The organism is Geosporobacter ferrireducens (assembly GCF_001750685.1).
Classification (GTDB): Bacteria; Bacillota; Clostridia; order Peptostreptococcales; family Thermotaleaceae; genus Geosporobacter; species Geosporobacter ferrireducens.
Map to the genome: position 1 here is coordinate 4,176,387 of NZ_CP017269.1, position 21,952 is coordinate 4,198,338.

Annotated in this window: 20 protein-coding genes; 16 read left to right on the plus strand and 4 right to left on the minus strand. The window is 39.3% G+C overall.

Annotated elements, in window-relative coordinates; all coding sequences use genetic code 11:
- Positions 1 to 7: 7 nt before the first annotated feature.
- From Gferi_RS19705 to Gferi_RS19725, 5 genes are read left to right on the plus strand one after another with little or no spacing between them, the layout of a single operon-like run.
- Positions 8 to 2,119, plus strand: coding sequence for a BglG family transcription antiterminator (locus Gferi_RS19705; RefSeq protein WP_069979534.1), 2,112 nt, complete (start codon positions 8 to 10; stop codon positions 2,117 to 2,119).
- Positions 2,120 to 2,152: 33 nt separating this feature from the next.
- The gene (locus Gferi_RS19710) at positions 2,153 to 4,039 is read left to right on the plus strand and encodes a PTS mannitol transporter subunit IICBA (RefSeq protein WP_169833053.1); all 1,887 of its coding nucleotides are present in this window, start codon (positions 2,153 to 2,155) and stop codon (positions 4,037 to 4,039) included.
- Between the two features lie 28 nt (positions 4,040 to 4,067).
- A complete protein-coding gene (pfkB, locus tag Gferi_RS19715; protein WP_069979535.1) occupies positions 4,068 to 5,003 on the plus strand; it encodes a 1-phosphofructokinase in 936 nt (311 codons plus the stop codon).
- An 18-nt stretch (positions 5,004 to 5,021) separates the two neighbouring features.
- Entirely contained in the window at positions 5,022 to 6,284 is a 1,263-nt protein-coding gene (locus Gferi_RS19720) for a zinc-binding dehydrogenase (protein WP_069979536.1), read from the plus strand.
- Between the two features lie 16 nt (positions 6,285 to 6,300).
- The gene (locus Gferi_RS19725) at positions 6,301 to 6,570 is read left to right on the plus strand and encodes an HPr family phosphocarrier protein (RefSeq protein WP_069979538.1); all 270 of its coding nucleotides are present in this window, start codon (positions 6,301 to 6,303) and stop codon (positions 6,568 to 6,570) included.
- An 85-nt stretch (positions 6,571 to 6,655) separates the two neighbouring features.
- On the opposite strand, the gene lsrF is transcribed toward Gferi_RS19725, so the two are convergent.
- Genes lsrF through Gferi_RS19745 form a run of 4 tightly spaced genes read right to left on the minus strand, consistent with a single transcriptional unit; the run spans position 6,656 to position 10,463 of the window.
- Entirely contained in the window at positions 6,656 to 7,528 is an 873-nt protein-coding gene (lsrF, locus tag Gferi_RS19730; RefSeq protein ID WP_069979540.1) for a 3-hydroxy-5-phosphonooxypentane-2,4-dione thiolase, read from the minus strand.
- Between the two features lie 38 nt (positions 7,529 to 7,566).
- A complete protein-coding gene (locus tag Gferi_RS19735) occupies positions 7,567 to 7,911 on the minus strand; it encodes a cupin domain-containing protein (protein WP_069979542.1) in 345 nt (114 codons plus the stop codon).
- 25 nt (positions 7,912 to 7,936) lie between these two features.
- Positions 7,937 to 9,499: an autoinducer-2 kinase gene (gene lsrK / locus Gferi_RS19740; protein WP_069979544.1), complete on the minus strand. Its 1,563-nt coding sequence runs from the start codon at positions 9,497 to 9,499 to the stop codon at positions 7,937 to 7,939.
- Positions 9,500 to 9,530: 31 nt separating this feature from the next.
- A complete protein-coding gene (locus Gferi_RS19745) occupies positions 9,531 to 10,463 on the minus strand; it encodes a sugar-binding transcriptional regulator (protein ID WP_083273656.1) in 933 nt (310 codons plus the stop codon).
- Between the two features lie 370 nt (positions 10,464 to 10,833).
- On the opposite strand from Gferi_RS19745, the gene Gferi_RS19750 reads away from it, so the two are divergent.
- The 11 genes from Gferi_RS19750 to Gferi_RS19800 all read left to right on the plus strand — a co-directional run bounded on the left by Gferi_RS19750 (position 10,834) and on the right by Gferi_RS19800 (position 21,932).
- Positions 10,834 to 12,375 carry a sugar ABC transporter ATP-binding protein gene (locus tag Gferi_RS19750; RefSeq protein ID WP_069979552.1) on the plus strand — a complete coding sequence of 514 codons (1,542 nt, stop codon included), beginning with the start codon at positions 10,834 to 10,836 and terminating at the stop codon, positions 12,373 to 12,375.
- Positions 12,356 to 13,390 (plus strand): ABC transporter permease subunit, encoded by a 1,035-nt coding sequence (locus Gferi_RS19755; protein ID WP_236932628.1) that lies wholly within the window; start codon positions 12,356 to 12,358, stop codon positions 13,388 to 13,390. The genes Gferi_RS19750 and Gferi_RS19755 overlap by 20 nt, the downstream gene beginning before the upstream one ends.
- The gene (locus Gferi_RS19760) at positions 13,383 to 14,420 is read left to right on the plus strand and encodes an ABC transporter permease (RefSeq protein WP_069979554.1); all 1,038 of its coding nucleotides are present in this window, start codon (positions 13,383 to 13,385) and stop codon (positions 14,418 to 14,420) included. The genes Gferi_RS19755 and Gferi_RS19760 overlap by 8 nt, the downstream gene beginning before the upstream one ends.
- A 68-nt stretch (positions 14,421 to 14,488) precedes the next feature.
- A complete protein-coding gene (lsrB, locus tag Gferi_RS19765; RefSeq protein WP_069979555.1) occupies positions 14,489 to 15,586 on the plus strand; it encodes an autoinducer 2 ABC transporter substrate-binding protein LsrB in 1,098 nt (365 codons plus the stop codon).
- Between the two features lie 212 nt (positions 15,587 to 15,798).
- Positions 15,799 to 17,028, plus strand: coding sequence for a 6-phosphofructokinase (locus Gferi_RS19770; protein WP_069979556.1), 1,230 nt, complete (start codon positions 15,799 to 15,801; stop codon positions 17,026 to 17,028).
- Positions 17,029 to 17,161: 133 nt separating this feature from the next.
- On the plus strand, positions 17,162 to 17,896 hold the full coding sequence (locus Gferi_RS19775) for a gamma-glutamyl-gamma-aminobutyrate hydrolase family protein (protein ID WP_069979557.1): 735 nt from the start codon (positions 17,162 to 17,164) through the stop codon (positions 17,894 to 17,896).
- Positions 17,897 to 17,940: 44 nt separating this feature from the next.
- Positions 17,941 to 18,510 carry an HD domain-containing protein gene (locus Gferi_RS19780; RefSeq protein WP_156782441.1) on the plus strand — a complete coding sequence of 190 codons (570 nt, stop codon included), beginning with the start codon at positions 17,941 to 17,943 and terminating at the stop codon, positions 18,508 to 18,510.
- 29 nt (positions 18,511 to 18,539) lie between these two features.
- Positions 18,540 to 18,761: a YdbC family protein gene (locus Gferi_RS19785; RefSeq protein ID WP_069979558.1), complete on the plus strand. Its 222-nt coding sequence runs from the start codon at positions 18,540 to 18,542 to the stop codon at positions 18,759 to 18,761.
- A 258-nt stretch (positions 18,762 to 19,019) separates the two neighbouring features.
- Positions 19,020 to 19,787, plus strand: a complete 768-nt coding sequence (locus Gferi_RS19790; protein ID WP_069979564.1) for a GntR family transcriptional regulator — start codon at positions 19,020 to 19,022, stop codon at positions 19,785 to 19,787.
- Between the two features lie 22 nt (positions 19,788 to 19,809).
- Positions 19,810 to 20,457, plus strand: coding sequence for a cobalamin B12-binding domain-containing protein (locus Gferi_RS19795; protein ID WP_330389423.1), 648 nt, complete (start codon positions 19,810 to 19,812; stop codon positions 20,455 to 20,457).
- A 296-nt stretch (positions 20,458 to 20,753) separates the two neighbouring features.
- Entirely contained in the window at positions 20,754 to 21,932 is a 1,179-nt protein-coding gene (locus Gferi_RS19800) for a uroporphyrinogen decarboxylase family protein (RefSeq protein ID WP_069979566.1), read from the plus strand.
- Positions 21,933 to 21,952 lie beyond the last annotated feature (20 nt).

The window sequence follows — 21,952 nt, forward strand, 5'->3', positions numbered from 1 at the left end:
GATTCTAATGAATATCAGTTCCCGTACAAAACAAATCATACAGATATTGTGTCGGCAAAATGACTATACAACCATTGAAACCATTGGAAATCAGTTGGAAGTCAGTTCCCGTACGATTCTACGGGAGCTGACTTTCGTTGAAAAATGGTTATCAGCCAATGGTCATGCATTAGAAACGAAGAAAGGGACGGGCATTCGGCTCAGCGGAGGAAATAAAGCGAGAGAGGATATTTTAGCGCTGCTTCAAAATGAAAAAGTAGAAAAAAGTTTTACACCAGAAGAAAGACAAAACGTTATGCTTAGCGAGCTGCTGTTAAATAAAGAAATAACAAAACTCTATTATTTTACGCGGATGTTTCATGTGACAGAAGGAACATTAACCCATGATTTGGATAAAATTGAAGAACGGTTGCGAAAGTATCAACTGGATTTGATCAGAAAGCCGGGATTAGGCATCCTCATCGAGGGCAGTGAAAAAAATAAACGTCGTGCCGTAACGGATATATTTTATGAAAATGCAGGGCAAACACAAGTATTGAATTCAATGCGTAAGAGAACCGTAAAAGATTCCAGCGAGAGATATTCTTCTAAAAATATCCCGCAGAATCCAATCTATCATTTTTTAAATCCTGCCGTTATAGACAATCTAGAGATTTTAACACGAAAAATTGAGAAGCAGCTAGGATATCAGCTTGCGGATGATGCTTACTCAGCCCTAATTATCCATTTGGCCATCGCACTACAGCGTATTCGGAATAATGAAAGAATCACAATGGATGAGCAGATTCTGCAACAGCTGCGGAGTACAAAGGAATTTTCAATTGCAGAAGAACTGGCCCAAGCGATTGAAAGTGCTCTTAATGTAGAGATTCCATTGGCTGAGATTGGCTATATAACCATGCATTTAAAAGGTTCAAAGGGAAGAAATTTGTTTTACAACAACGAGAAGTCTATTACGGAGGATTTTAAGCTGGTACGGTTGGCTAAAAAGATGGTGCATGTTGCAGAGCTGGAAACAGGATGCTATCTAGCGGAAAATGATAAACTGCTGATCGGCCTTGTACAGCACCTAGGGCCGGCACTCAATCGCATGAAATTAAACCTGGATATACGAAACCCCCTGTTAGAGGAAATTAGGAAGTTTTACCCCAAAATTTTTGAAACGGCTAAAAGATGTGTGACCGTTCTAGAAGAGCAAGAAAAGATTAAGGTACCAGAATCTGAGATAGCGTATATTGCGATGCATTTAGGTGCAGTGATTGAACAGAAAAAAAAGGAGCGTCAAATTAAATACCGTGTGGCAGTGGCTTGTACAAGCGGCATCGGTGCATCCAGGCTGCTATCAAGTAGAATAGAGAAAGAATTTAGTAATTTGGATATTGTAGATTTGATTTCGATTATCAATATTCATGAGGAAAATCTCACTGAAGCAGGAATCGATTTTATCGTTTCCACATCTTATATTCCTGATTGTAAAATTCCTTTTATCATTGTAAATCCGCTTCTAAACCATGAGGATCAAAAAAAATTGGAAAAATTCATTAGTAATTTTCATTATAAACAGAAAGAAAACAAAATCTCAAAGCAAAGTGGAATTCTGTTAAAGGAAAAATTTGAGATGTTAAGTATATGCAATCAAAGAATTTTACAGATATTAGAACATTTTAGATTATTGGAAGAACTGGATGTAAAAGATGTAGATTCTTTAATTCAAGAGATCTGTATAGAATTTGTTGATAATACGGAGGAAAGAACCAGACTCTATACAGATTTGAAAAATCGTGAACAATTAGGGAGCACCTTATTAAAGCAAAAAGAAATTATGCTTCTACATTGTAGAACTTCTACGGTAAAAGAGCTTCATTTTACTGTATTTCGACTTCAGAAACCTATTTATACAAGGGGAATGAACGGGGAAACCGAAAGAATTCAGGCAGGTACTGTGATGCTGGCACCTTACGATGCAGAAAAAATTGGTTTAGAAGTATTAAGTGAAATTACAAAGGGCTTGGTTGAAAATGATCATTTTTCCTCCTCCATTATTGAGGGTGAAAGAGAGGAAATATATAATGATCTTAGTTTAATCCTAGGGCGATTTTATCAGCAGAAGATGATGTAAATGAAAGAATATGAGGAGGTGCTTTGCGTGGTAATGCAGATAAGTTCTAAGGAAAAGCCTGCATCAAATATGCATATGAATATACAACGATTCGGCAGATTTTTAAGTGGGATGGTAATGCCAAACATTGGAGCATTTATTGCCTGGGGTTTGATTACCGCATTGTTTATACCCACTGGATGGATACCCAATGAGAATCTGTCAAAGCTAGTTGAACCGATGATTATTTATTTGCTCCCTGTTTTGATTGGGTTTACGGGAGGAAAAATGGTCGCAGGAATCCGGGGGGGCCTTTTGGGAGCGGTGGCAACGATGGGGATTATCGTTGGTGCAGGCGTCCCGATGTTTCTAGGGGCTATGATCATGGGGCCGCTGGGTGGATTTGTGATTCAGAAGGTAGATCGGATGTTTGCGGAAAAGATACCGGCAGGCTTTGAGATGTTGGTTAACAATTTCACTGCGGGAATTGTTGGTGCAGGTTTAGCTATTGCTGCCTATATTGGGGTTGGTCCCGTTGTAATAACCTTAAATTTAATAATAAAAGGATTGGTGGAGAAAGCTGCTCTTGCCGGTTTGCTGCCTATTGCATCTTTGGTAATTGAGCCTGCTAAGATATTGTTTTTAAATAATGCGTTGAATCATGGCGTATTAGGACCCATGGGAATACAACAGGTCAGCGAAAGCGGAAAATCCATATTCTTTTTGTTAGAAACAAATCCAGGGCCTGGCTTGGGATTACTGCTCGCATATTATGTTTTTTCAAAAAGCATGGTTAAACAATCGGCACCGGGAGCAATGATCATTCACTTTCTGGGTGGAATCCATGAGATCTATTTTCCCTATGTGCTGATGAATCCGTTATTGATCTTTGCAGTGATTGCGGGCGGCTGCGCTGGCGTATTTACTTTTGTTCTCTTAGGGGCTGGATTAGTGGCAACACCCTCACCAGGCAGTATTTTTGCACTGCTTGCAATGACGCCTAAAGGAAGTGTATTGCCGGTATTGGCAGGGGTATTGATATCTGCAGCTGTTACATTTATCGTTTCAGCGCCTATCATCAAAAGAAGAAAATTTTTAGAGGATGAAGAGAAATTAGAAACGGCCAAAGAACAAGTAAAAAGACTGAAAGGGCAAAAAATAGACACAGAGCTAAATATTAATTTGGACGGGGAGATTAAAAAAATTGTGTTTGCCTGCGATGCCGGAATGGGTTCAAGTGCCATGGGGGCAAGTACTTTACGGAATAAACTTAAAAAGCAAGGTATTCATGTGGAAGTGGTTAATGAAGCAATTGAAAATATTCCGACAGATGCACAGGTTGTCATTACCCATGAAAATTTATCTACGAGGGCAAAGCTGGCAGCACCTCAGGCAGAGCATATTTTGATAAAAGACTTTATTGAAACCCCGGTCTATGATCAATTGGTAGAACACCTTGAAAAGCTTAAAGCGGTAAAACCTGAAAAACCAAGAGAGTCATTGCGAATAGACGAACTTCCTGTATTACAAAAAAAGAACATCCGACTGGGTGAAAAAAGCGTTGGAAAGATAGAAGCCATTAAGATGGCCGGTCAGCTGCTGGCAGAGAGCGGATATGTGACGGAAGATTATATTGATGCAATGGTTCAAAGGGAAAATGATTTAAGTACCTATATTGGCAATGGTATTGCCATACCCCATGGCGTAGCAAGCGGGAAAATGCAGATTCGCAAAACGGGGATTACCATATTGCAATTCCCGGAAGGAATAGATTTCGGAGAAGGTATGGCACATCTTGTTGTAGGAATTGCAGGAGTAGGCAATGAACATCTAGCTATTTTATCTAACTTAGCTTCTGTCATGGAGGATGATGAGATTGCAGAGGGACTAAAAACTACGACAGATTTAGAATATGTGTATAAACTGTTTACAAAAAAATAGTATAGTCTGAAAACAAAGGAGCGCGCTTATGATCATTACTGTTACACTCAATCCTGCATTGGATAAAACCATTTTATTAGATATTTTGAAAGTAGGAAGCGTGAACCGTGTGTGTCAAGTTAGGGAAGATGCAGGCGGAAAAGGGATTAATGTTTCTAAAATGATTCGCAATCTCAAGGGAGAAACACTGGCGACCGGATTCCTAGGAGGGCAGACAGGGGCCCGTATTAGAACCCAGTTAGAACAAATGGAAATCCAGCATGGGTTTATTGAAGTGGAAGGAAATACAAGAACCAATATTAAGGTAGTAGATACAAAAAATAAAATCTACACAGATATCAACGAACCTGGCGCAGCTTTAGCGGAAAATGTGCTCATAAAGCTTGAAAATTTAATATTTTCTCGTGTAAAGGAAGAGGATCTGATCGTTTTTTCAGGGAGTATTCCCCAAAATGTTCCAAAAAGCATCTATGCAAAGTGGATCATAAAGGCCAATCGGATAGGTGTAAAAACAATTCTGGATGCAGATGGTGAAGTGCTTCGGAAAGGCGTTCAAGCAGGACCTTATATGATCAAGCCTAATATTTATGAATTGGAAATGTTATTTGATAGAAAAATTGAAACAATGAAGGAAATTGTTGAAGCGGCACAGTCCCTGCTTGAGTATGGAATAAAAATCATCGCCGTTTCTATGGGTGAGCAGGGAAGTGTATTTGTTACCCAGGATAAAACATTGGTTGCAGAGGCGATCAAGACAGATGTAAAAAGTACAGTAGGTGCAGGAGATTCGGTGGTTGGTGCTTTGGCTTATGCAATCAGTAAAAAAATGGATCTGGAAGAGGGCATTGAACTGGCAATTGCTGCGGCCACGGCAACCATTGGGAATGAAGGAACTGAAATGGGAACCTTGGAGCAAATCAAAAATTTAATGAAGCAAGTAAAAATAAAATCTATACGTTGCTAATCTATGGAGGGTGAATATATGAAGACAAGAGCAGTACGATTATACGGAGCAAATGACTTAAGATTGGAAGAATTTGAGCTGCCGGAGATTCAGGAGGATGAAATATTAGCCCGCGTAGTATCGGATAGTATTTGTATGTCGACCTATAAGGCGGTAATCTTAGGAAATAAGCATAAACGCGTACCCGATGACGTTGCAGAAAATCCTACGATTACCGGCCATGAGTTTGCAGGTGTTATTGTAAAGGTAGGAAAGAAGTGGCAAGATCAGTTTAAGCCGGGGCAAAAATTTGCATTACAGCCGGCATTAAACTACAAAGGCAGTCCCTACGCCCCAGGTTATTCTTATCCTTATTTCGGCGGAAATGCTACCTATATTATCATTCCCCAGGAAGTAATGGAGTTAGGTTTTTTGCTGGATTATGAAGGAAAGGCTTTCTATGAGGCGTCCTTAGCGGAACCGATGTCCTGTATCATTGGAGGATTTCACGCCAACTACCATACGGAAACCGGAAAATATGTACACCACATGGGTATTGTAAAAGGCGGCAAAATGGCACTATTAGCAGGTTGCGGACCTATGGGCCTTGGAGCCATCGATTATGCCCTGCATTGTGAACGAAAACCAAGGCTTTTAGTCGTTACAGATATTGATGCGGAGAGATTAAAGCGGGCAGAAAAGTTATTTCCTGTAGAGGAAGGCTCAAAAAATGGTGTAGAGCTTCACTATGTAAATACAAAGGATATGGATCAGCCCGCAGCGTTCTTAAATCAATTTACAGGAGGGACCGGATTTGATGACGTTTTCGTCTATGCGCCTGTCCGTTCCCTGATTGAGGATGCTGACGTGATTTTGGGAAAGGACGGATGCCTCAATTTCTTTGCAGGACCGACAGATACAGGATTTAAGGCAGAAGTCAACTTTTACAATGTGCATTATGCACCTACCCACATTATGGGATCTACTGGCGGAAACGACGACGATATGAGAGAATCCTTGGAAATGTCAGCGAAGGGATTGATTAATCCAGCGGTAATGGTTACCCATGTAGGGGGAATCGACAGCGTGATAGATACCACATTGAATCTTCCTCAGATTCCTGGTGGCAAGAAGCTGATATACTGTAACATAGAAATGGAACTGACAGCTATCGAAGATTTTGAAAAGAAAGGAAAAGAAGATCCTTTTTTCGCAGAACTGGGTCGAATTGTTGCTGCGCATAATGGTCTATGGTCGGCAGAGGCTGAAACATATTTACTAGAAAATAGATCTATTGAATAGCGGGGAGGATTCAATCATGGTAGAAGTATCGATGATAGTTAAAAATGAAAATGGCTTGCATGCAAGGCCTGCAAGTCTATTTTCTAAAGCTGCTGCAAAATATAAATCGGATATTAAGGTAATTAAAAATGGAGACCACAGCAAAACCTGTAATCCTAAAAGTATTATATCTTTATTAAGCCTAGGGATTTACAAAGGTGACCAACTGACAATCAGTGCCAGTGGTGAGGATGAGGAATTCGCTGTAAAAGAACTGCAGGAATTTCTGGAAAAGGGAATCGATTAAATGAAAATGGAAAAAGCAGTATGATAACAAGCGTCAAGTGAAGATCTTCACTTGACGCTTGTTTATAGATGGATGTTTCTTATTTTTACTTAGTATCCATGTAGAATTCATAAGCTGTTTTTCCTGTATATTTTTCGTGAACGATTTTTGCGACGGCTTTTGTCATCGCCTTAGGATTTTCTGCTTGGAAGATATTTCTGCCCATATCAACACCACTCGCGCCTTCTTGTATTGCTTTATACGCCATTTCAAGAGCAGATTCTTCGGGAAGCTTTTTCCCCCCAGCGATAACGATCGGAACAGGACATGCAGCTGTTACTTTTTCGAACTCGTCGCAGTAGTAGGTTTTAATAATTTGCGCACCAAGTTCTGCTAGAACTCTTGTTGCTAACAAGAAGAAACGTGTGTCACGAACCATGTTTTTTCCAACTGCTACCACACCAAGAGTAGGTATTCCATAGCGATTACCTGCATCAATCGTTTTAACAAGATTTTGGAGGGAACTTTTCTCCTCTTCAGTACCGATGAAGGTTTGAACTGCCATACAGGAGGCATTCATTCTGATCGCATCTTCAATGTCAACTCCGATAACTTCTTTAATTACATCCTCAGAAGCTACTGTGCTGCCAGCTGAACATCTTAGTGCTATAGCTTTATTAAATGTGGGGGGGACACAACTACGTAATCCTCCTCTTGTGGCCATAAAGACATCAATATCTTCTGCTAATTCGGGAATAACAAGATCTAACCTTTCAAGCCCGAAGGTTGAACCCATTATGTAGCCATGATCAAATGCCAGCATTAATGTGTTGCCGCTTTTAGGATTGAATATTCTAGATAGTCTATCCTTCATTCCCCAATCAACGTGATCCATTCCTTTAACATGAAAACTGGATTTAGGTTGTGGTACACCAATATAATAATCTTTTGCATTTTTGTTACCTACTACATCTGCCATAATTATCCTCCTCCTAACCAATACATAACATCTCTTTGCTAAACAAGGGAAACTTCGACCTTATCACTTTCCTGATAAGGGGCAAGGCAAAATACAGCCTTTGCTATAGTATCTGAAAGATTCTTAAGATAGTGTGTTTCCTGGGGTTCCACATGTACGAAATCCCCTTTCTTGCATAAAATTTTTTTTCCGTTAATAGTAAATTCAATTTCTCCTTCGAGTATGAAAAAATTTTCTTCCATGACGTTGTGATAATGATTATTAAAGTCTTGACCTGGCTTTAATACTACTACACCCATATTTGCTCTTGGACCTTTGAGAAGATATTTGGGTCCGCTGTCGCCGAAACGATATTCAAGCTCACTTTCATGCAGATGAAACATTTGATTACCTCCTTGAATCAATATTTTAAAGTCCGGGAGCCTTCCACATATATTCGGTAATGCCGTTGTCGGAAATCTTTAACTGAGCACTATACATTTGCTTCCATGATTTAAAAAGTTTATCGTATGTTTTCTGATTTTCAGGGTTGGGCGTATATTGGTGGTCCCACAGGACAAGTGCAGAGGACGCAGATTCAATACTCTCGTATATTCCAGCACCGACGCCTGCACATATTGCAGCGCCTAATGCAGTAGCTTCCTTGACTTTTGGAACCTTTACATTAACACCTAACACATCCGCCATTATCTGACACCATAATTTGCTCTTGGACGCTCCATTTGCGAAAATTATCTCAGTAGGCCTATTTCCTGTCAGTTCTATTACCATTTCTAAGTGTCCTTTTGTCACAAGAGCAGCATTTTCAAGTAAAGATCTATAGAATGTATAGCGGTTAAATTTTTCTGCATCAAGTGCAAAGTTTGTAAAGGTAGGGGATGCATGTTTCCAAGAAATATAATTCATCACATCGGAAAAAGCACACATCATACCATAGCTGCCAGCAGGTATTTGCTCAGCTTCTTTATCCATTAGCATGTAGGGATCTTCATTTATTTGTTGTGCTATTTGTTTTTCAAGCTGACAAAACCCATCTCGATACCAGCGCATTACTAATCCTGGAAAAAAGGCAATTGCTTCATATTGAAATAGACCTGGTACAGCGTGACAATTTATCCTAATACGGCAATGATTGTCTGTTTTAGGAATAATCGTGTTGCATTCCAATTGCCAGAAGCTGCCTCCCAATACGGCAATCTGATTTTCCAACACAGCGCCTACGCCGATGGTTCCTAGCTGAGCATCGCCGCCGCCAGCAACTACAAGTGTACTTGTGCTTAAACCTGTGATAAGACTACATGACTCGGATACGTTGCCGACGACACTGCCGCTCTCGAATATAGAGGGGAATATATCATCCTTAAGGCCACATTTTTTAGAAATCTCTGGCTGCCAATTTCTTTTTTCCAAATTAAACATTCCTGTCGTACAACCATTAGAAGGCTCTACAGATAGCACCCCTGATAATTTATAAATAAGCCAGTCATTCAGCATTGTAATTGTTTTTACTTTGTTATAAATCTCGGGCATATATTTTTTTACCCATAGGATACGAGGAAGTGCACCTAGTGCAAAGGTTTGCCCAGATATTTTGTAAAGCGCTCTCTCTAATGATAGATCCTTTGCAATTAATTCTTCCACTTCGGCTCCAGCTCGGGAATCAACATTGGCACAGGCCCATATCTCTTCACCGTTTTCATCATATAAGACAATTCCCTCACGCATACTGGTTGTAGAAATTGCAGCGATATCCGAGCTGGATATGCCCGTACTGGAAAGGACTGTTCTAATACAGTCTACTGTAAGCTGCCAGTTATATTTTACATCAAAATCCATTGAGCCTGGATATTCAGGATATCCTTTGTGCTCCCATTCATGTTGCGCTACACCGAGTTGGTTTCCATTAAGATCAAAAATAACTGCCCTAACACTTCCTGTACCAGCGTCAATAGCCATCAAGTATTTTGACATAATTCAACCTCCAATCTATTTTTATCTTGTTTTACTTATTAACAAGATTTACTAGACTCTCAGCAGTAGATTCATCGGTAATTAATACATCAAGGTACCCCCCTTTAAGAGCTCCGAGAATTGCATGTACTTTACTGGGGCCACCTGCAACACCGATTACGTTTTTCATGTCTTTGAGGGTGTCGAGTTGTGTACTCACTAAGCGTTTGTGGAGTTCAAAATCAATTTTATTTCCATCCTTATCATAGAACTGGCTTAGGATATCGCCCACAGCACCATTCATTTTCAAAAGTATAAGCTCGTTGTGACTAATCTTGTTGTCTCTAAATATCGTTGCATTTTCGTCAACAGCTCCGATGCTTATTACGGTCATATATGCGAGCTCTGCCATATTCATTATTTCTTTAACTGATTTCTCTTCCCAGATTGCCTCTGCCATTTCTACACTTGAGACAATAAGCGGTGAGGGTACAAAATAGATTTGAGGCGTAGGTCTTGTGGGGTCGCTTTTTCCTGCGCCTGCGATTGATGAAGTATAGCAAGAGACACCACCGGAAAGGGTGACAAGAGATACAGGTATATCTAAAGAGAAAATTAGATTGTTGATCGTACGAGACACTGTATCGCCATAGCCAACGTTAATATAAGAATTTGGAATAAGATGTCCTTCTATATATTGGGCAGCAGCCTTTGCAATGGATTCGTTAATATTAGAATCAATTGTTGGAATTACATAAGCATCTTTTAGACCAAATGTTTTCATTAATGTACGTTCAATATGGATACGTTTCTCACCATCTGATTTAATTTTAAACTGTACAATTCCAAGATTCCTAGCTTTTTCCAAATATTTGATAACCTTCATTCTAGAGAGGCACAGTTGCTCCGATATCTGTTGCTGTGTCATATTCTCCATATAATAAAACCAAGCTACTTTAAAAATCAAATTTTCTTCATAATCCAAAAGTATCACCACACTCACATAAGATATTAAACATTTGTTTTGAGATTAAAAAAATGTTTATTTATTTTAGAGTATACCAAGTATTGATATTTGTGTCAATATAATTAATATTAAAACAATTTCAAATACGGACACTTGCGGAAATGCTTGATTTTTATGGATGGCACTGAGGAGAAAATTAATTTGTCCAGAATAAAACCTACGATATATTTAATGTTTGATAAGAGCAATTATAGAATAGATACAAGCACAAAATATTATTGACAAAACAAATGTTTTATTTTATTATCGAGATAACAGAATATTTAAAAACTTAAATCATTTCGTGAAAATAAAGAGATTCTCATGTTGCAATTAGGAGGTAGAAATTATGAATGATCCATTAAGTGAAGATAAGTCCCTCGTCTGTTTATCGGGCATCGTGAAATCCTTTTCCAACAATTTGGTTCTGAGGGGTATCTCCCTTGAGTTATATCATGGAGAGATCATAGCATTGATTGGTGGAAATGGTGCAGGTAAAAGTACATTGATGAAAATATTAATGGGGATTTATACTCCTGATTCTGGAGAGATCTATATTAATGGAGAAAAAACAGTTTTTTCATCCCCCTCTGTAGCTTTGCAAAAAGGAATTTATTTAGTACCGCAGGAGCCAATGCTTTTTCCAAATATGACAGTAGAAGAGAATATTCTTATTGGTTTTAATGAAAATAGGGCAGAATTGAAGCAAAAGTTAATGACTCTAATGAGAAAACTTAGTTGGAATATAGCACTAGATAGAACTGCGGAGACCTTATCAATTGCAGAGCAACAGCTCATTGAAATTTTAAGAGGACTTTTAAGAGAAGCAAAGATACTTATATTGGATGAACCGACTTCTGCCCTTAGTTTTAGCGAAATTGAATCACTTTTTAAGGTTATTTTAGATCTTAAAAGTCAAGGCATAGGAATGTTTTATATCACCCACCGGCTAACAGAGGTTTTTGAGATTGCTACGCGTATTGTAATTCTTCGCGATGGGACTATTGCTTTATCGGGGGATGTATCTGAATTTACAAAGGAAATGTTAATACAAGGTCTGCTGCCCCCAAATGTTGAGAATGAGGCGTGTAGATTAAAGAAAGCTGACGCATCAAAGGTAGACTATTCTAGTTTAACGCCGATCCTGGCAGTAGAAGACCTAACCGGTTATGGTTTTAGAGATGTGAGCTTATCGGTATATCCAAACGAGATATTGGGCATAGCAGGGGTTGTTGGAGCAGGACGTACAGAATTGGCAGAAGCCGTTTTCGGTATAGGTGAAATCATTGATGGAAAGGTGTATCTGAATGGGGAGGATATTACGGGGCTTAAGACGAGCACAATTATCAGGAAAGGACTAAACTATGTGCCAGAGGACAGGCATCTGAATGGAATTTTTTCGATGACTAATGTTATGTCAAACTTAACATCTTCTGTACTGAAATGGCTTGTAAGCATCTTCATAAATATTAAGCAGGAGATGGAAATAACAGAGAAATACATAAAAGAGTTCCGAATCAAAGTGGCGGATCAAAGCCAATCCTTGAAATTACTTTCAGGAGGGAATCAACAAAAAGTAGTAATCGGTAAGGCTCTTGCAACACAACCAAAGGTTATTATTCTGGATGAACCGACCAGAGGGATTGATGCCGGTGCCCGTGCAGATGTCTACAAGATTATCTATCAATTAAAAGAACAGGGGCACGCAATTTTACTTATATCCTCTGATCTGGAAGAAATTGTTGAACTTTGCGACCGCGCTGAGATAATGTATCGAGGTACAATTAGTCATAGATATGAACGGGATGAGATTACGTTGGATAGATTGATGGCGGCATCATTTGGCGTATGTAGTAAGGAGGGGTGTGAAAGTGAAAGTGTTGCTCGGTAAACTCCTTAAGGCAAGAGAAATTACAGTTGTAGGCTTCCTTTTTATTTTATTCATATTAGTAGGAGCTGTAAATCCGGTGTTTCTTAATATGGAAAACATTATCCTCACTTTAAAGGGGAGTGTTATGTATGTATTTTTAGCAATAGGTATGACTTTTGTTATTTTTACAAAAGACATAGATGTATCTGTCGGTGCTATTTTAGGAATGTGTGCAGCTGTAGCGGCCACTATGCTGCGTAGTAATAAGAGTCTGTTTCAGATTATTATCGTTACTTTGATGATTGGAGCTATTGCTGGACTGATTAATGGTATTGGTATTACTAAATTGAAAATACCGGCAATTGTTATGACTTTAGGTACTATGGGAATTCTAAGAGGCCTAATGTTTGTATATACAGGGGGCAGATGGGTAGAAAACCTTCCGGATTATTTTAAAAATGCTTCACAGGCCGAGCTCTTTGAGAAAATAAATATATTTGTATTATTTACTTTGATAACGGTTGTCCTGATACAGTTGTATCTTTCAAAGGGAAAGAAAGGAAAATACTTTGCTGCCATAGGCGATAATATTGACGGCGCTGTACTAATTGGAATTCCTGTTAGTGGCATCAGAATTGCTGCCTTTGTTATATCGGGTATTTGTTCCGCGATTGCTGGCCTAGTATATGTTAGTCAAGTAGGATTTGTTGCTAATGTTGCAGGAAGTGGCACGGAAATGACGGCGATTGCAGCATGCGTACTGGGCGGAGTTAGTCTAAATGGAGGGATAGGTTCCGTTGTGGGCGCTGCATTAGGTGCTGTCATCATGAACTCAATAAATACTGCTCTGGTATTTTTGAAAGTACCTGCATATTGGAATAATACGATATCTGGGATTCTATTGATTACAATTGTTGTAGCAGACGCGATGATCCATACATACCTATCAGAGAAGGCGAGAAAAGAAAGACTATCCTCTAAATCAATGAAGATAGGCGAACCTCTGAATACAGATAGGAGGGAGATTAATGGATAGAGTAAACAAAATATTAAAAGGAAACTCATATATACATCAGCTAAACAAAATTTTTAAATGGGAGACCATGTTAATATTTATTCTCATTTTGGAAATTGTAGTATTTGGACTAATAAATCCTCGATTTCTTAAACTAAATGTCCTGCTTTATAGTATTAATGATTTTGTGTGTATTTGTATCATTTCATTATTTGTAACATTTGTTGTGATAACTGGGGGCATTGATATATCTGTTGGTTCAATAATAGGCCTTGTTTCTATTGTTATAGGTGTAGCTTGGAAGCTGGCAGGGGTTAATATTTGGCTTACGATTCCTATTGCAATATTATCGGGGGCCCTATGTGGTGCACTGAATGGTTTCTTGATAGCTTATACAGGTGTTCAGGCTATGGTAGTGACCTTGGGCGGTATGTTTCTATATTCGGGACTGTCCTTAGTGGTTATGGGTATATCGGGAGCCAGCGCTTTTGAAGGCATTAGCGGAATGCCTCAGGAATTTATAAATGTTTCTAACGGGAGTCTTTTTAATATACCGAATCCTTTCATTATCTTCATTGCGTTGGTTATTGTCTCATATATCTTACTGCATAAGACAAAATATGGCAGATATGTCTTTCTTGTAGGCATAAACAAAAATACAGCGCGATATTCGGGGATAAACACAAAAATGGTGACGATGAGTACATATATGCTTTCAGGTGTAAGTGCTGCAATTGCAGGAATTGTATTAACTTCATATTTAGGAGGATCAAGACCAGATCTAGGCGCTGAAATGACGTTACCTATTGTTACGGCTGTTGTGCTAGGAGGGACGGCAATTACAGGGGGAAAAGGCGGTGTGATTGGGACTGCCCTTGCAAGTGTAATTGTAGGGATACTAAGGTTTGGACTGCAGATGGCCAATGTATCCAGTCAATATATCAGTGTAGCAATCGGGTTATTGCTGATTCTTGCTGTGGCTATGCGCAGTATTTCTGTTAGATCATTATTTAATTTAAAGGGGAGCGTAAGACTGCGACTGTCTAAATAATAAAAATATATTTCATATTATCTAAGGATAATATAGAAAGAAATATATATTAAAAGGGGGAAGTTTCAATGAAAAGATTCAGATTGTTGTCGATTTTGCTGGTGATCACTATGATTGTCTCTGCTTTCACTGCGTGTTCTCCAAAAGCTCCTGCAGAGCCAACGTCTGCCAGCGATGAAACAGCTGCACCGAAGACTATAGAGCCTAAAGACATTAACGTTGTATTTATTCCCAAGCTTACTGGAAATATGTTCTTTGAATCAGCAAATGTAGGGGCTCAGGATATTGCAAAGAAGGTTGGATTTAACTGTAAATATGATGGATCTCCTGATGCTGCTGTTGCCAATCAGGTGCAGATTATCAACAGCGCAGTGAATCAAGGAGCAAATGCAATAGCAATTTCATCACTATCGCCTGACGGTTTAAACCAGGCCCTTAAAAATGCTATTGACAAAGGGGTGAAGGTTGTTACGTGGGATTCAGACGTCGATCCCCAATATCGTTCTATTTATGTTAATCAGGGTACTCCAGATCTTCTTGGAACAATGCTGGTAGATATGGCTGCGTCTCAAATGACAGATGAACAAAAACAGAAAGCAAAATTTGCATTTTTCTATTCAAGTCCTACGGTTACAGACCAAAACTCTTGGGTTGAATATGCTAAAAAATATATAGCAGAAACATATCCCGGATGGGAGCTTGTCACAACACAATATGGTGAGCAAGATGCCCAAAAATCTTTGCAGGTTGGACAATCAATTCTTCAAACCTATGCAGACATAGATGCTATCCTCTGTCCAGACTCAACGGCACTTCCGGCGATGGCACAGGCTGCAAAAAATTTAAAAAAGGATGGCAAGGTTATTATTACCGGATTTGCAACACCAAGCTCGATGAGAGATTTTGTAAAAGATGGAACTGTTCCTAAGTTTGGTTTATGGGATTGTAAGATCCAAGGGGCTATAGGCGCTTATGTCGCGTACTGGTTAGCAGCCGGTAATACGTTCAAAGTTGGTGATGCTATTGAAGTGCCTGGAATAGGGTCGCTTAAAGTAGAACCGAATACGATTCAAGGGTATTCGTATACGGCAGAAAATTCAGGGATTGTACTTTTGCCAGAACGCGTAGTATTTACCAAGGACAATATAGACAATTACAACTTCTAATTATCAGTAAACGTTCTACTGAAAATTATACATATAAAGAGCCATGAGGTCTGAAGACTTTATGGCTCTTTTGAGGTTTAAATTTCTAAAAAATCAAACTATTGAAACGTGATAAATTGGTGTATAATAGAATTTAGGAAAAAAGGCATAAGCTGGAAAACATTTTACTTCACAAAAGCTTAATATAATCATTACATAAAGGAGGTTTAAGCATGAAGTTAGATGGAAAGGTTGTTGTAGCACAAGGGGGAGGACCGACTGCAGTTATTAATCAATCATTGGTTGGAGTAGTGCTGGAATCAAGAAAGTTTGAGCAGGTATCAAAAGTTTATGGTGCGATTAATGGGGTAGCAGGAATTGTCAACGAAGATTTCCTGGACTTAACGCAGGAAACGACCCATAACCTAGAACAGGTCGCAGTAACACCATCTTCAGCCTTATTTTCTACAAGAGATAAACCGGATGTAAAGTATTGCAAGGAGATTTTTAATGTATTAAAGGCCCATGATGTGAGATACTTTTTCTATATAGGAGGCAATGATTCTGCAGATACGGTTCGGATCGTTAATGAACAAGCAGAGCAGTCAGATTATGAATTCCGGGCGATTCATATTCCTAAGACGATCGACAATGACTTAATGGTAAATGATCATACTCCCGGTTACGGTTCTGCTGCAAAGTTCGTAGCACAGGCGTTTATAGGACTAAACCTTGATAACCGGGCACTCCCGGGTGTTCATATAGGCGTTATTATGGGAAGAAATGCAGGATTCTTAACGGCAGCATCTTCTATTGCGCAAAAATATCCAGATGACGGCCCTCATTTAATCTATCTTCCGGAAAGGCCTTTTAACGTAGAGCAATATCTAAGCGATGTGAAGCGAATCTATGAAAAATATGGAAGATGCCTGATTGCTGTATCGGAGGGAATTGTTAATGAAAAAGGTGAACCGATTGCCCTTGGTCTAACAAAGAATGTTGAAAAGGATGCCCATGGCAACGCAATCTTATCCGGCACGGGAGCTCTTGGAGATTTATTGGCAAATCTGGTAAAAGAAAAATTAAACATCAAGAGAGTAAGATCTGATACATTTGGCTATCTGCAGCGCTCATTCTTTGGCTGTGTTTCTGATGTTGACCAGCACGAGGCCAGAGAGGTGGGAGAAAAAGCAGCACAGTTTGCCATTTGGCATAATATTGATGGGTCTATAACCATACATAGAACTGGAGATTATTCCGTAGATTATAGGATTACACCACTAGGCCAGGTAGCAGCGAAAACAAAGTTGATGCCAGATGAATTTATCAGTAAGGAAGGCACGAATGTCACAACTGCATTCAAATCCTATCTAAGACCACTGCTAGGTTCAGATCTTCATTCTGCCCATCGGTTAAGGGCCCCAAGAGCACCTAAAATACTCAGGGCGGAAGATCAGGAATAAAAGGCCCGGTTTATACAGATATTTGCTTTTCAATGGTATTTACTGACTTTTGTCGGGCAGGCTTTGTGTCTGTCCCCTTTATTTTCGGTAGAGCAGTATGCGAAAGATTATAGTTTAATTGAGGGGGAGATTTATGAAACCGGTAATAGGAATTACTGCCTTTTGTAGTGTTGATGAAGATAAAGTATTTTGCGGCATAAACGAGAATTATATCAGTTCGGTCATGCTGGCAGGGGGAATACCTATACTGATACCGATTGTAAAGGATAAGCAGGCTGTACTTCAGTATATGGAAGTGATTGATGGTTTGGTTCTTTCCGGAGGCGGAGATGTGGCACCGTTAATTTATGGAGAAGAACCTATCAAACAAACGGCTAATGTATCATGGGAAAGGGATGAGCATGAAATTGCATTGTTCAATCATGCCTGTCAAAAAAATATTCCTATTTTGGGAATTTGCCGGGGGGTTCAAATTATGAATGTTGCTTCCGGGGGAACACTATATCAGGATATTGAAAAACAGGTACCGGGGACACTGGGGCATTATCCTTTGAGAACGGCAATGGATCAACTTCAGCATACCGTAGAGATAGGAAAGGACAGCCGGCTTTATGCAGTATTTCAAGAGGAAAAGATCTATGTAAATTCATTCCATCATCAATCTGTTAAGAAAATAGGAAAGGGATTAAAGGCAGCTGCATTTTCTGACGATGGTATTATCGAAGCCCTTGAATCCGATGATCAGCGCTTTATAATGGGATTGCAGTGGCATCCGGAGGCGCTGACAGCAAAGTATCCAAAATTTCTTTTGATATTCAGGATGCTTGTGGAAGAAAGTATGAAGCAAAGGGCAGTCAGAATACGGTAGATTTAGCTGCGAATATTACAAAAGAAAGGATTGTTATAAAAGAGATGACACCAACGAGAGAAGAGGCTTTTACAATTTTAAAAGAGTATAACAAAAATGAAGCATTAATAAGGCATGCCTTAGCAGTGGAAGCTGTAATGGTACACTTTGCAGAACTTTTTGAAGAGGATAAAGAAAAATGGGCGATTATAGGCCTGGTTCACGATCTGGACTACGAAATGTATCCAGAAGAACACTGCAAGCGGGTAGAGGAGATTCTCACAGAGAGAAACTGGCCCAAAGATTATATCCGGGCAATTGTAAGCCATGGATGGAAAATCTGCTCAGATGTTGAACCGATAGAAAGAATGGAAAAAGTACTATATACGATCGACGAGTTAACCGGGTTGATTGCAGCTACTGCATTGATGCGACCCAGTAGAAGTATATTAGATACAGAGATAAAATCTGTCAAAAAGAAATGGAAACAGAAGGGCTTTGCCGCAGGGGTAAACCGGGAGGTTATTGAAGAGGGGGCAAGTATGTTAGGGCTGGAGTTGAACACGATCATTGAAGAAACGATTAAAGGAATGCAAAAGGTTGCAGAGAACATTGGACTAAAAGGAGATTTGTAAGAAATGCTTAAATTCAGTGGGGTGATAAAATGGCAGAAATAAAATACGATATAAGGGAAACCTTTGGAGTCTTATCTGAATCGTCGAAGGGCTGGCGGAAAGAAGTGAGGAGTATCAGCTGGAATGACCGTGAGCCTAAATTTGATATACGGGAATGGGCTCCAAATGATGAAAAGATGGGAAAGGGTATTACATTATCAAAAGAAGAAATTAGAAATTTGCGGGATATTTTAAACCGAATGGATTTATAAATCAAACGGTTTTGGAAGTACAAAAAGTTTGGCGGAGAGGCACGCTTAGATTAGCCGCTGAGCGTGCCTTTCGCATTTAATGTTTCCTTGAATAGAAGGATGAATGAAGCATTCACATAGAAATTGTACAATGTGCAGCTAGAAAGAATATTTATTTTGAAGATAATTTTAAAACAGGAAAACGTTATTGACAGAAAATACTGAAATATTATACAATAAAAATAAAAATATGTATGGATGTATATACAGGTTGATCATATGAAAATAAACATTACGAATCAAAGTGATAAAATTGAAAAAGACTCAGTAATTCCAGTATATTATCAGCTTGCTAAAATTTTTGAAAAACAGATTTATGAAGGCAAGCTAAGACCGGGAGAAGCCCTGCTGCCAGAGTATGATATTGCTGAAAAATACGGGATCAGTCGAATGACGGTGCGAAGAGCTATTGCGGAGCTTGTATCAGCAGGTCTGGTCTATACGCAGAAGGGAAAAGGGACATTTGTGTCAAAACCAAAATTAGATAATGTTGTTTTTGAACTAGGGGATTTTCACAAGGAGATCATCGGAAGAGGAATGAAGCCCAGTACAAAGCTGCTGAGTGTAAAGATCGTAAAGGCAGATAAACATTTAGGAAACAAATTAAGGGTTGAGGTAGGCACCAGCTGCCTGTTTTTTAGAATGATTCTCGCAGCCAATGAAGAACCTTTGGTTTATGAAAATAAATATGTAGTTTTTTCTAAACAAAAACCAATCTTAGAGACGGAACTTAAAGACCCATCCTTATCCAATCTAGCAGCTATTCACAGCGAATATTTACCAACGATTAGCAAAAAAATTCTGCATGCTTCAATTGTGAAAGCGGACGAGGCAAAAATTTTAGGGATACCCTTAAATACGCCGGTTTTTGTTGTTGAGCAAACCGTATATAATGCAGAAAAGAAGCCTATGGGTTGGGGTACATCTGTTTACAGAGGGGATCGCTATAAGTTGACGAGTTATACTGGATGGTCTATTGAAGACTGAGTTTGAGACAAGGGTGATAAATATGTTGAGAGATGATTTAATTAATGCGATCATAGACCTGGATGAAGATAGGGCACTTTTGCTGGTAAGGGAAGAAATTATAAATGGAGCTACGCCTCTGGAAATCGTTGAACGGTGCAGACACGGGGTTGAACTGGTTGGGAAACGATATAGCGAGGAAATATATTATCTCTCGGATCTCATTATGTCAGAGGAGATTTTTAGAGGGATAATGGAAATATTGGAACCATGTTTTAAGGATATTGAACAGAATAAAGGAATGAAGATTGTCATGGGTACCATTGAAGGAGATATCCATGACCTAGGAAAAAATATTATTATCAGCTTGTTGCGTTCTGTAGGCTTTGAGGTTTTTGACCTTGGTGTAGATGTTCAACCAGAGCAGTTTATCAATAAGATTATTGAAACCGGCGCCGATATCGTTGGTATTTCGGTTGTGCTTACCTTCTCAATAAATTCCGTAAGAAAAGTAATTCAAATGATGGAGGAATCCGGATTAAGGGATAAGGTAACCGTTGTAATCGGAGGCTATCCGGTTGATAAAAGAGTGCGGGAATATACGGGAGCGGATTATTTCGAAACAGAAGCTTCTAAGGCAGTAGAGTTAATGAAGCGTTTGGCCGAAGAAAAAAATATCAGCAATAGATGATATTCATTTGAATACAAGTATAAAAGCAGGCATATAGATTTAGAAAAGAAATCTGAATGCGTATTCTCCACATGTCTATACATCATTACATCTCTTATAAATTGTAAGAGGGTAGGTTTATCCATAATGACAATAAAAGCGTATAAAGGGGGAATCGATAGTGTAACAGCATGTTTAGAAAGGGGGATTCTGATTAATAAAATAAGGGACAATCTGTAATGAAGGAATTAGAAGGCTAGAACTGTTTAGTAAATGGATCAGTGATTTTAAAACTGAACATAGGGAGGTATTTAACCATGTCTGAGGATAAGCGAGTATTATACCAGGAGAGGTTGAAAAGATATACGACCGCAATGGACCTTGGTAAACCAGATAAAGTACCTATTCGTCTGTCTATTTCTGAATTTGCAGCGAAATATGCCGGCTATACGCATCAGGAAATCTATTATCAAATGGATAAAAATGTTGATTCGATAAATAAAATTCTAAAGGATTTTGACATTGATGCCTGCTTTGGCCTGCCAAGCATATGGTGGGCAACGACACACGATGCAGTAGGCGCCAGATATTTAAAATTTGCAGGAGCGGAACTTGACGAGGATACTCAATTTCAATATGTAGAGGGAGAATATATGCAGCCGGAGGATTACGATGCTTTTTTGGCCAATCCGACAGAATGGATTGCCAATACATTCTTGCCCCGCTTACATAGAGAGTCTGCAGAAGCCGCTTCATATCGTTCTACTGTATCACATATAAAAGGCGCTATGGGCTTTGTCCAGCAGTTGGGGGCCACAGGCCAAGCTTGGGCTGATTGGGCCAATAATTATGGAGCGGTACCCGGATATACGGGATTTACGAAAGCACCTTTTGATACAATGGGGGATACTTTACGTGGATTAAGAGGCGTTATGAAGGATATGGCCCGGAATAAAGAAAAACTCCTTGCTGCGATAGAAATGTTAGTAGCCCATAATATTTTCTACGGTTTTGCAACATCAGCCGGAGATACACAGCTGCCCCTGTTTATGCCTTTGCACCGCGGTGCTTTCCCATTCTTGAATCCTAAGCAGTGGGATGAATTCTATTGGCCTACCCTGAAAAAGGTTATTGAAGGACTGTGGGCAAATGGCAAGAGAACATTATTCTTCGCTGAGGGAAATTGGACGCCCTATTTGGAAAAAATTGCCGAACTGCCGGAGAAAAGCATTGTATTTCACGTAGATATGACAGATATGGCACAAGCGAAGAAGATTCTTGGCGGAAGATTCTGCATTAGTGGAAATGTACCGAATACTCTTTTGGCTTACGGAAAACCGGAGGAAGTTAAAACGTACGTAAAACGTCTAATTGATACCTACGCTGGAGACGGCGGTTTTATAATAGATGCTGCTGCTGTCATACAAGCAGATGCACAGGTGGAGAATATGAAGGCATTAATTGAGGCCGCTAGAGAATATGGTGTTTATGAATAGCCGTGGGGAGGTCGAGAAGG

Bases quoted from the DNA above. Each gene is read 5' to 3' on its own strand.
- Gferi_RS19705 (WP_069979534.1), top strand. From the start codon at position 8: ATGAATATCAGTTCCCGTACAAAACAAATCATACAGATATTGTGTCGG.
- Gferi_RS19710 (WP_169833053.1), top strand. From the start codon at position 2,153: ATGCAGATAAGTTCTAAGGAAAAGCCTGCATCAAATATGCATATGAAT.
- pfkB (WP_069979535.1), top strand. From the start codon at position 4,068: ATGATCATTACTGTTACACTCAATCCTGCATTGGATAAAACCATTTTA.
- Gferi_RS19720 (WP_069979536.1), top strand. From the start codon at position 5,022: ATGAAGACAAGAGCAGTACGATTATACGGAGCAAATGACTTAAGATTG.
- Gferi_RS19725 (WP_069979538.1), top strand. From the start codon at position 6,301: ATGGTAGAAGTATCGATGATAGTTAAAAATGAAAATGGCTTGCATGCA.
- lsrF (WP_069979540.1), bottom strand. From the start codon at position 7,528: ATGGCAGATGTAGTAGGTAACAAAAATGCAAAAGATTATTATATTGGT.
- Gferi_RS19735 (WP_069979542.1), bottom strand. From the start codon at position 7,911: ATGTTTCATCTGCATGAAAGTGAGCTTGAATATCGTTTCGGCGACAGC.
- lsrK (WP_069979544.1), bottom strand. From the start codon at position 9,499: ATGTCAAAATACTTGATGGCTATTGACGCTGGTACAGGAAGTGTTAGG.
- Gferi_RS19750 (WP_069979552.1), top strand. From the start codon at position 10,834: ATGAATGATCCATTAAGTGAAGATAAGTCCCTCGTCTGTTTATCGGGC.
- Gferi_RS19760 (WP_069979554.1), top strand. From the start codon at position 13,383: ATGGATAGAGTAAACAAAATATTAAAAGGAAACTCATATATACATCAG.
- lsrB (WP_069979555.1), top strand. From the start codon at position 14,489: ATGAAAAGATTCAGATTGTTGTCGATTTTGCTGGTGATCACTATGATT.
- Gferi_RS19770 (WP_069979556.1), top strand. From the start codon at position 15,799: ATGAAGTTAGATGGAAAGGTTGTTGTAGCACAAGGGGGAGGACCGACT.
- Gferi_RS19775 (WP_069979557.1), top strand. From the start codon at position 17,162: ATGAAACCGGTAATAGGAATTACTGCCTTTTGTAGTGTTGATGAAGAT.
- Gferi_RS19780 (WP_156782441.1), top strand. From the start codon at position 17,941: ATGACACCAACGAGAGAAGAGGCTTTTACAATTTTAAAAGAGTATAAC.
- Gferi_RS19785 (WP_069979558.1), top strand. From the start codon at position 18,540: ATGGCAGAAATAAAATACGATATAAGGGAAACCTTTGGAGTCTTATCT.
- Gferi_RS19790 (WP_069979564.1), top strand. From the start codon at position 19,020: ATGAAAATAAACATTACGAATCAAAGTGATAAAATTGAAAAAGACTCA.
- Gferi_RS19795 (WP_330389423.1), top strand. From the start codon at position 19,810: ATGTTGAGAGATGATTTAATTAATGCGATCATAGACCTGGATGAAGAT.
- Gferi_RS19800 (WP_069979566.1), top strand. From the start codon at position 20,754: ATGTCTGAGGATAAGCGAGTATTATACCAGGAGAGGTTGAAAAGATAT.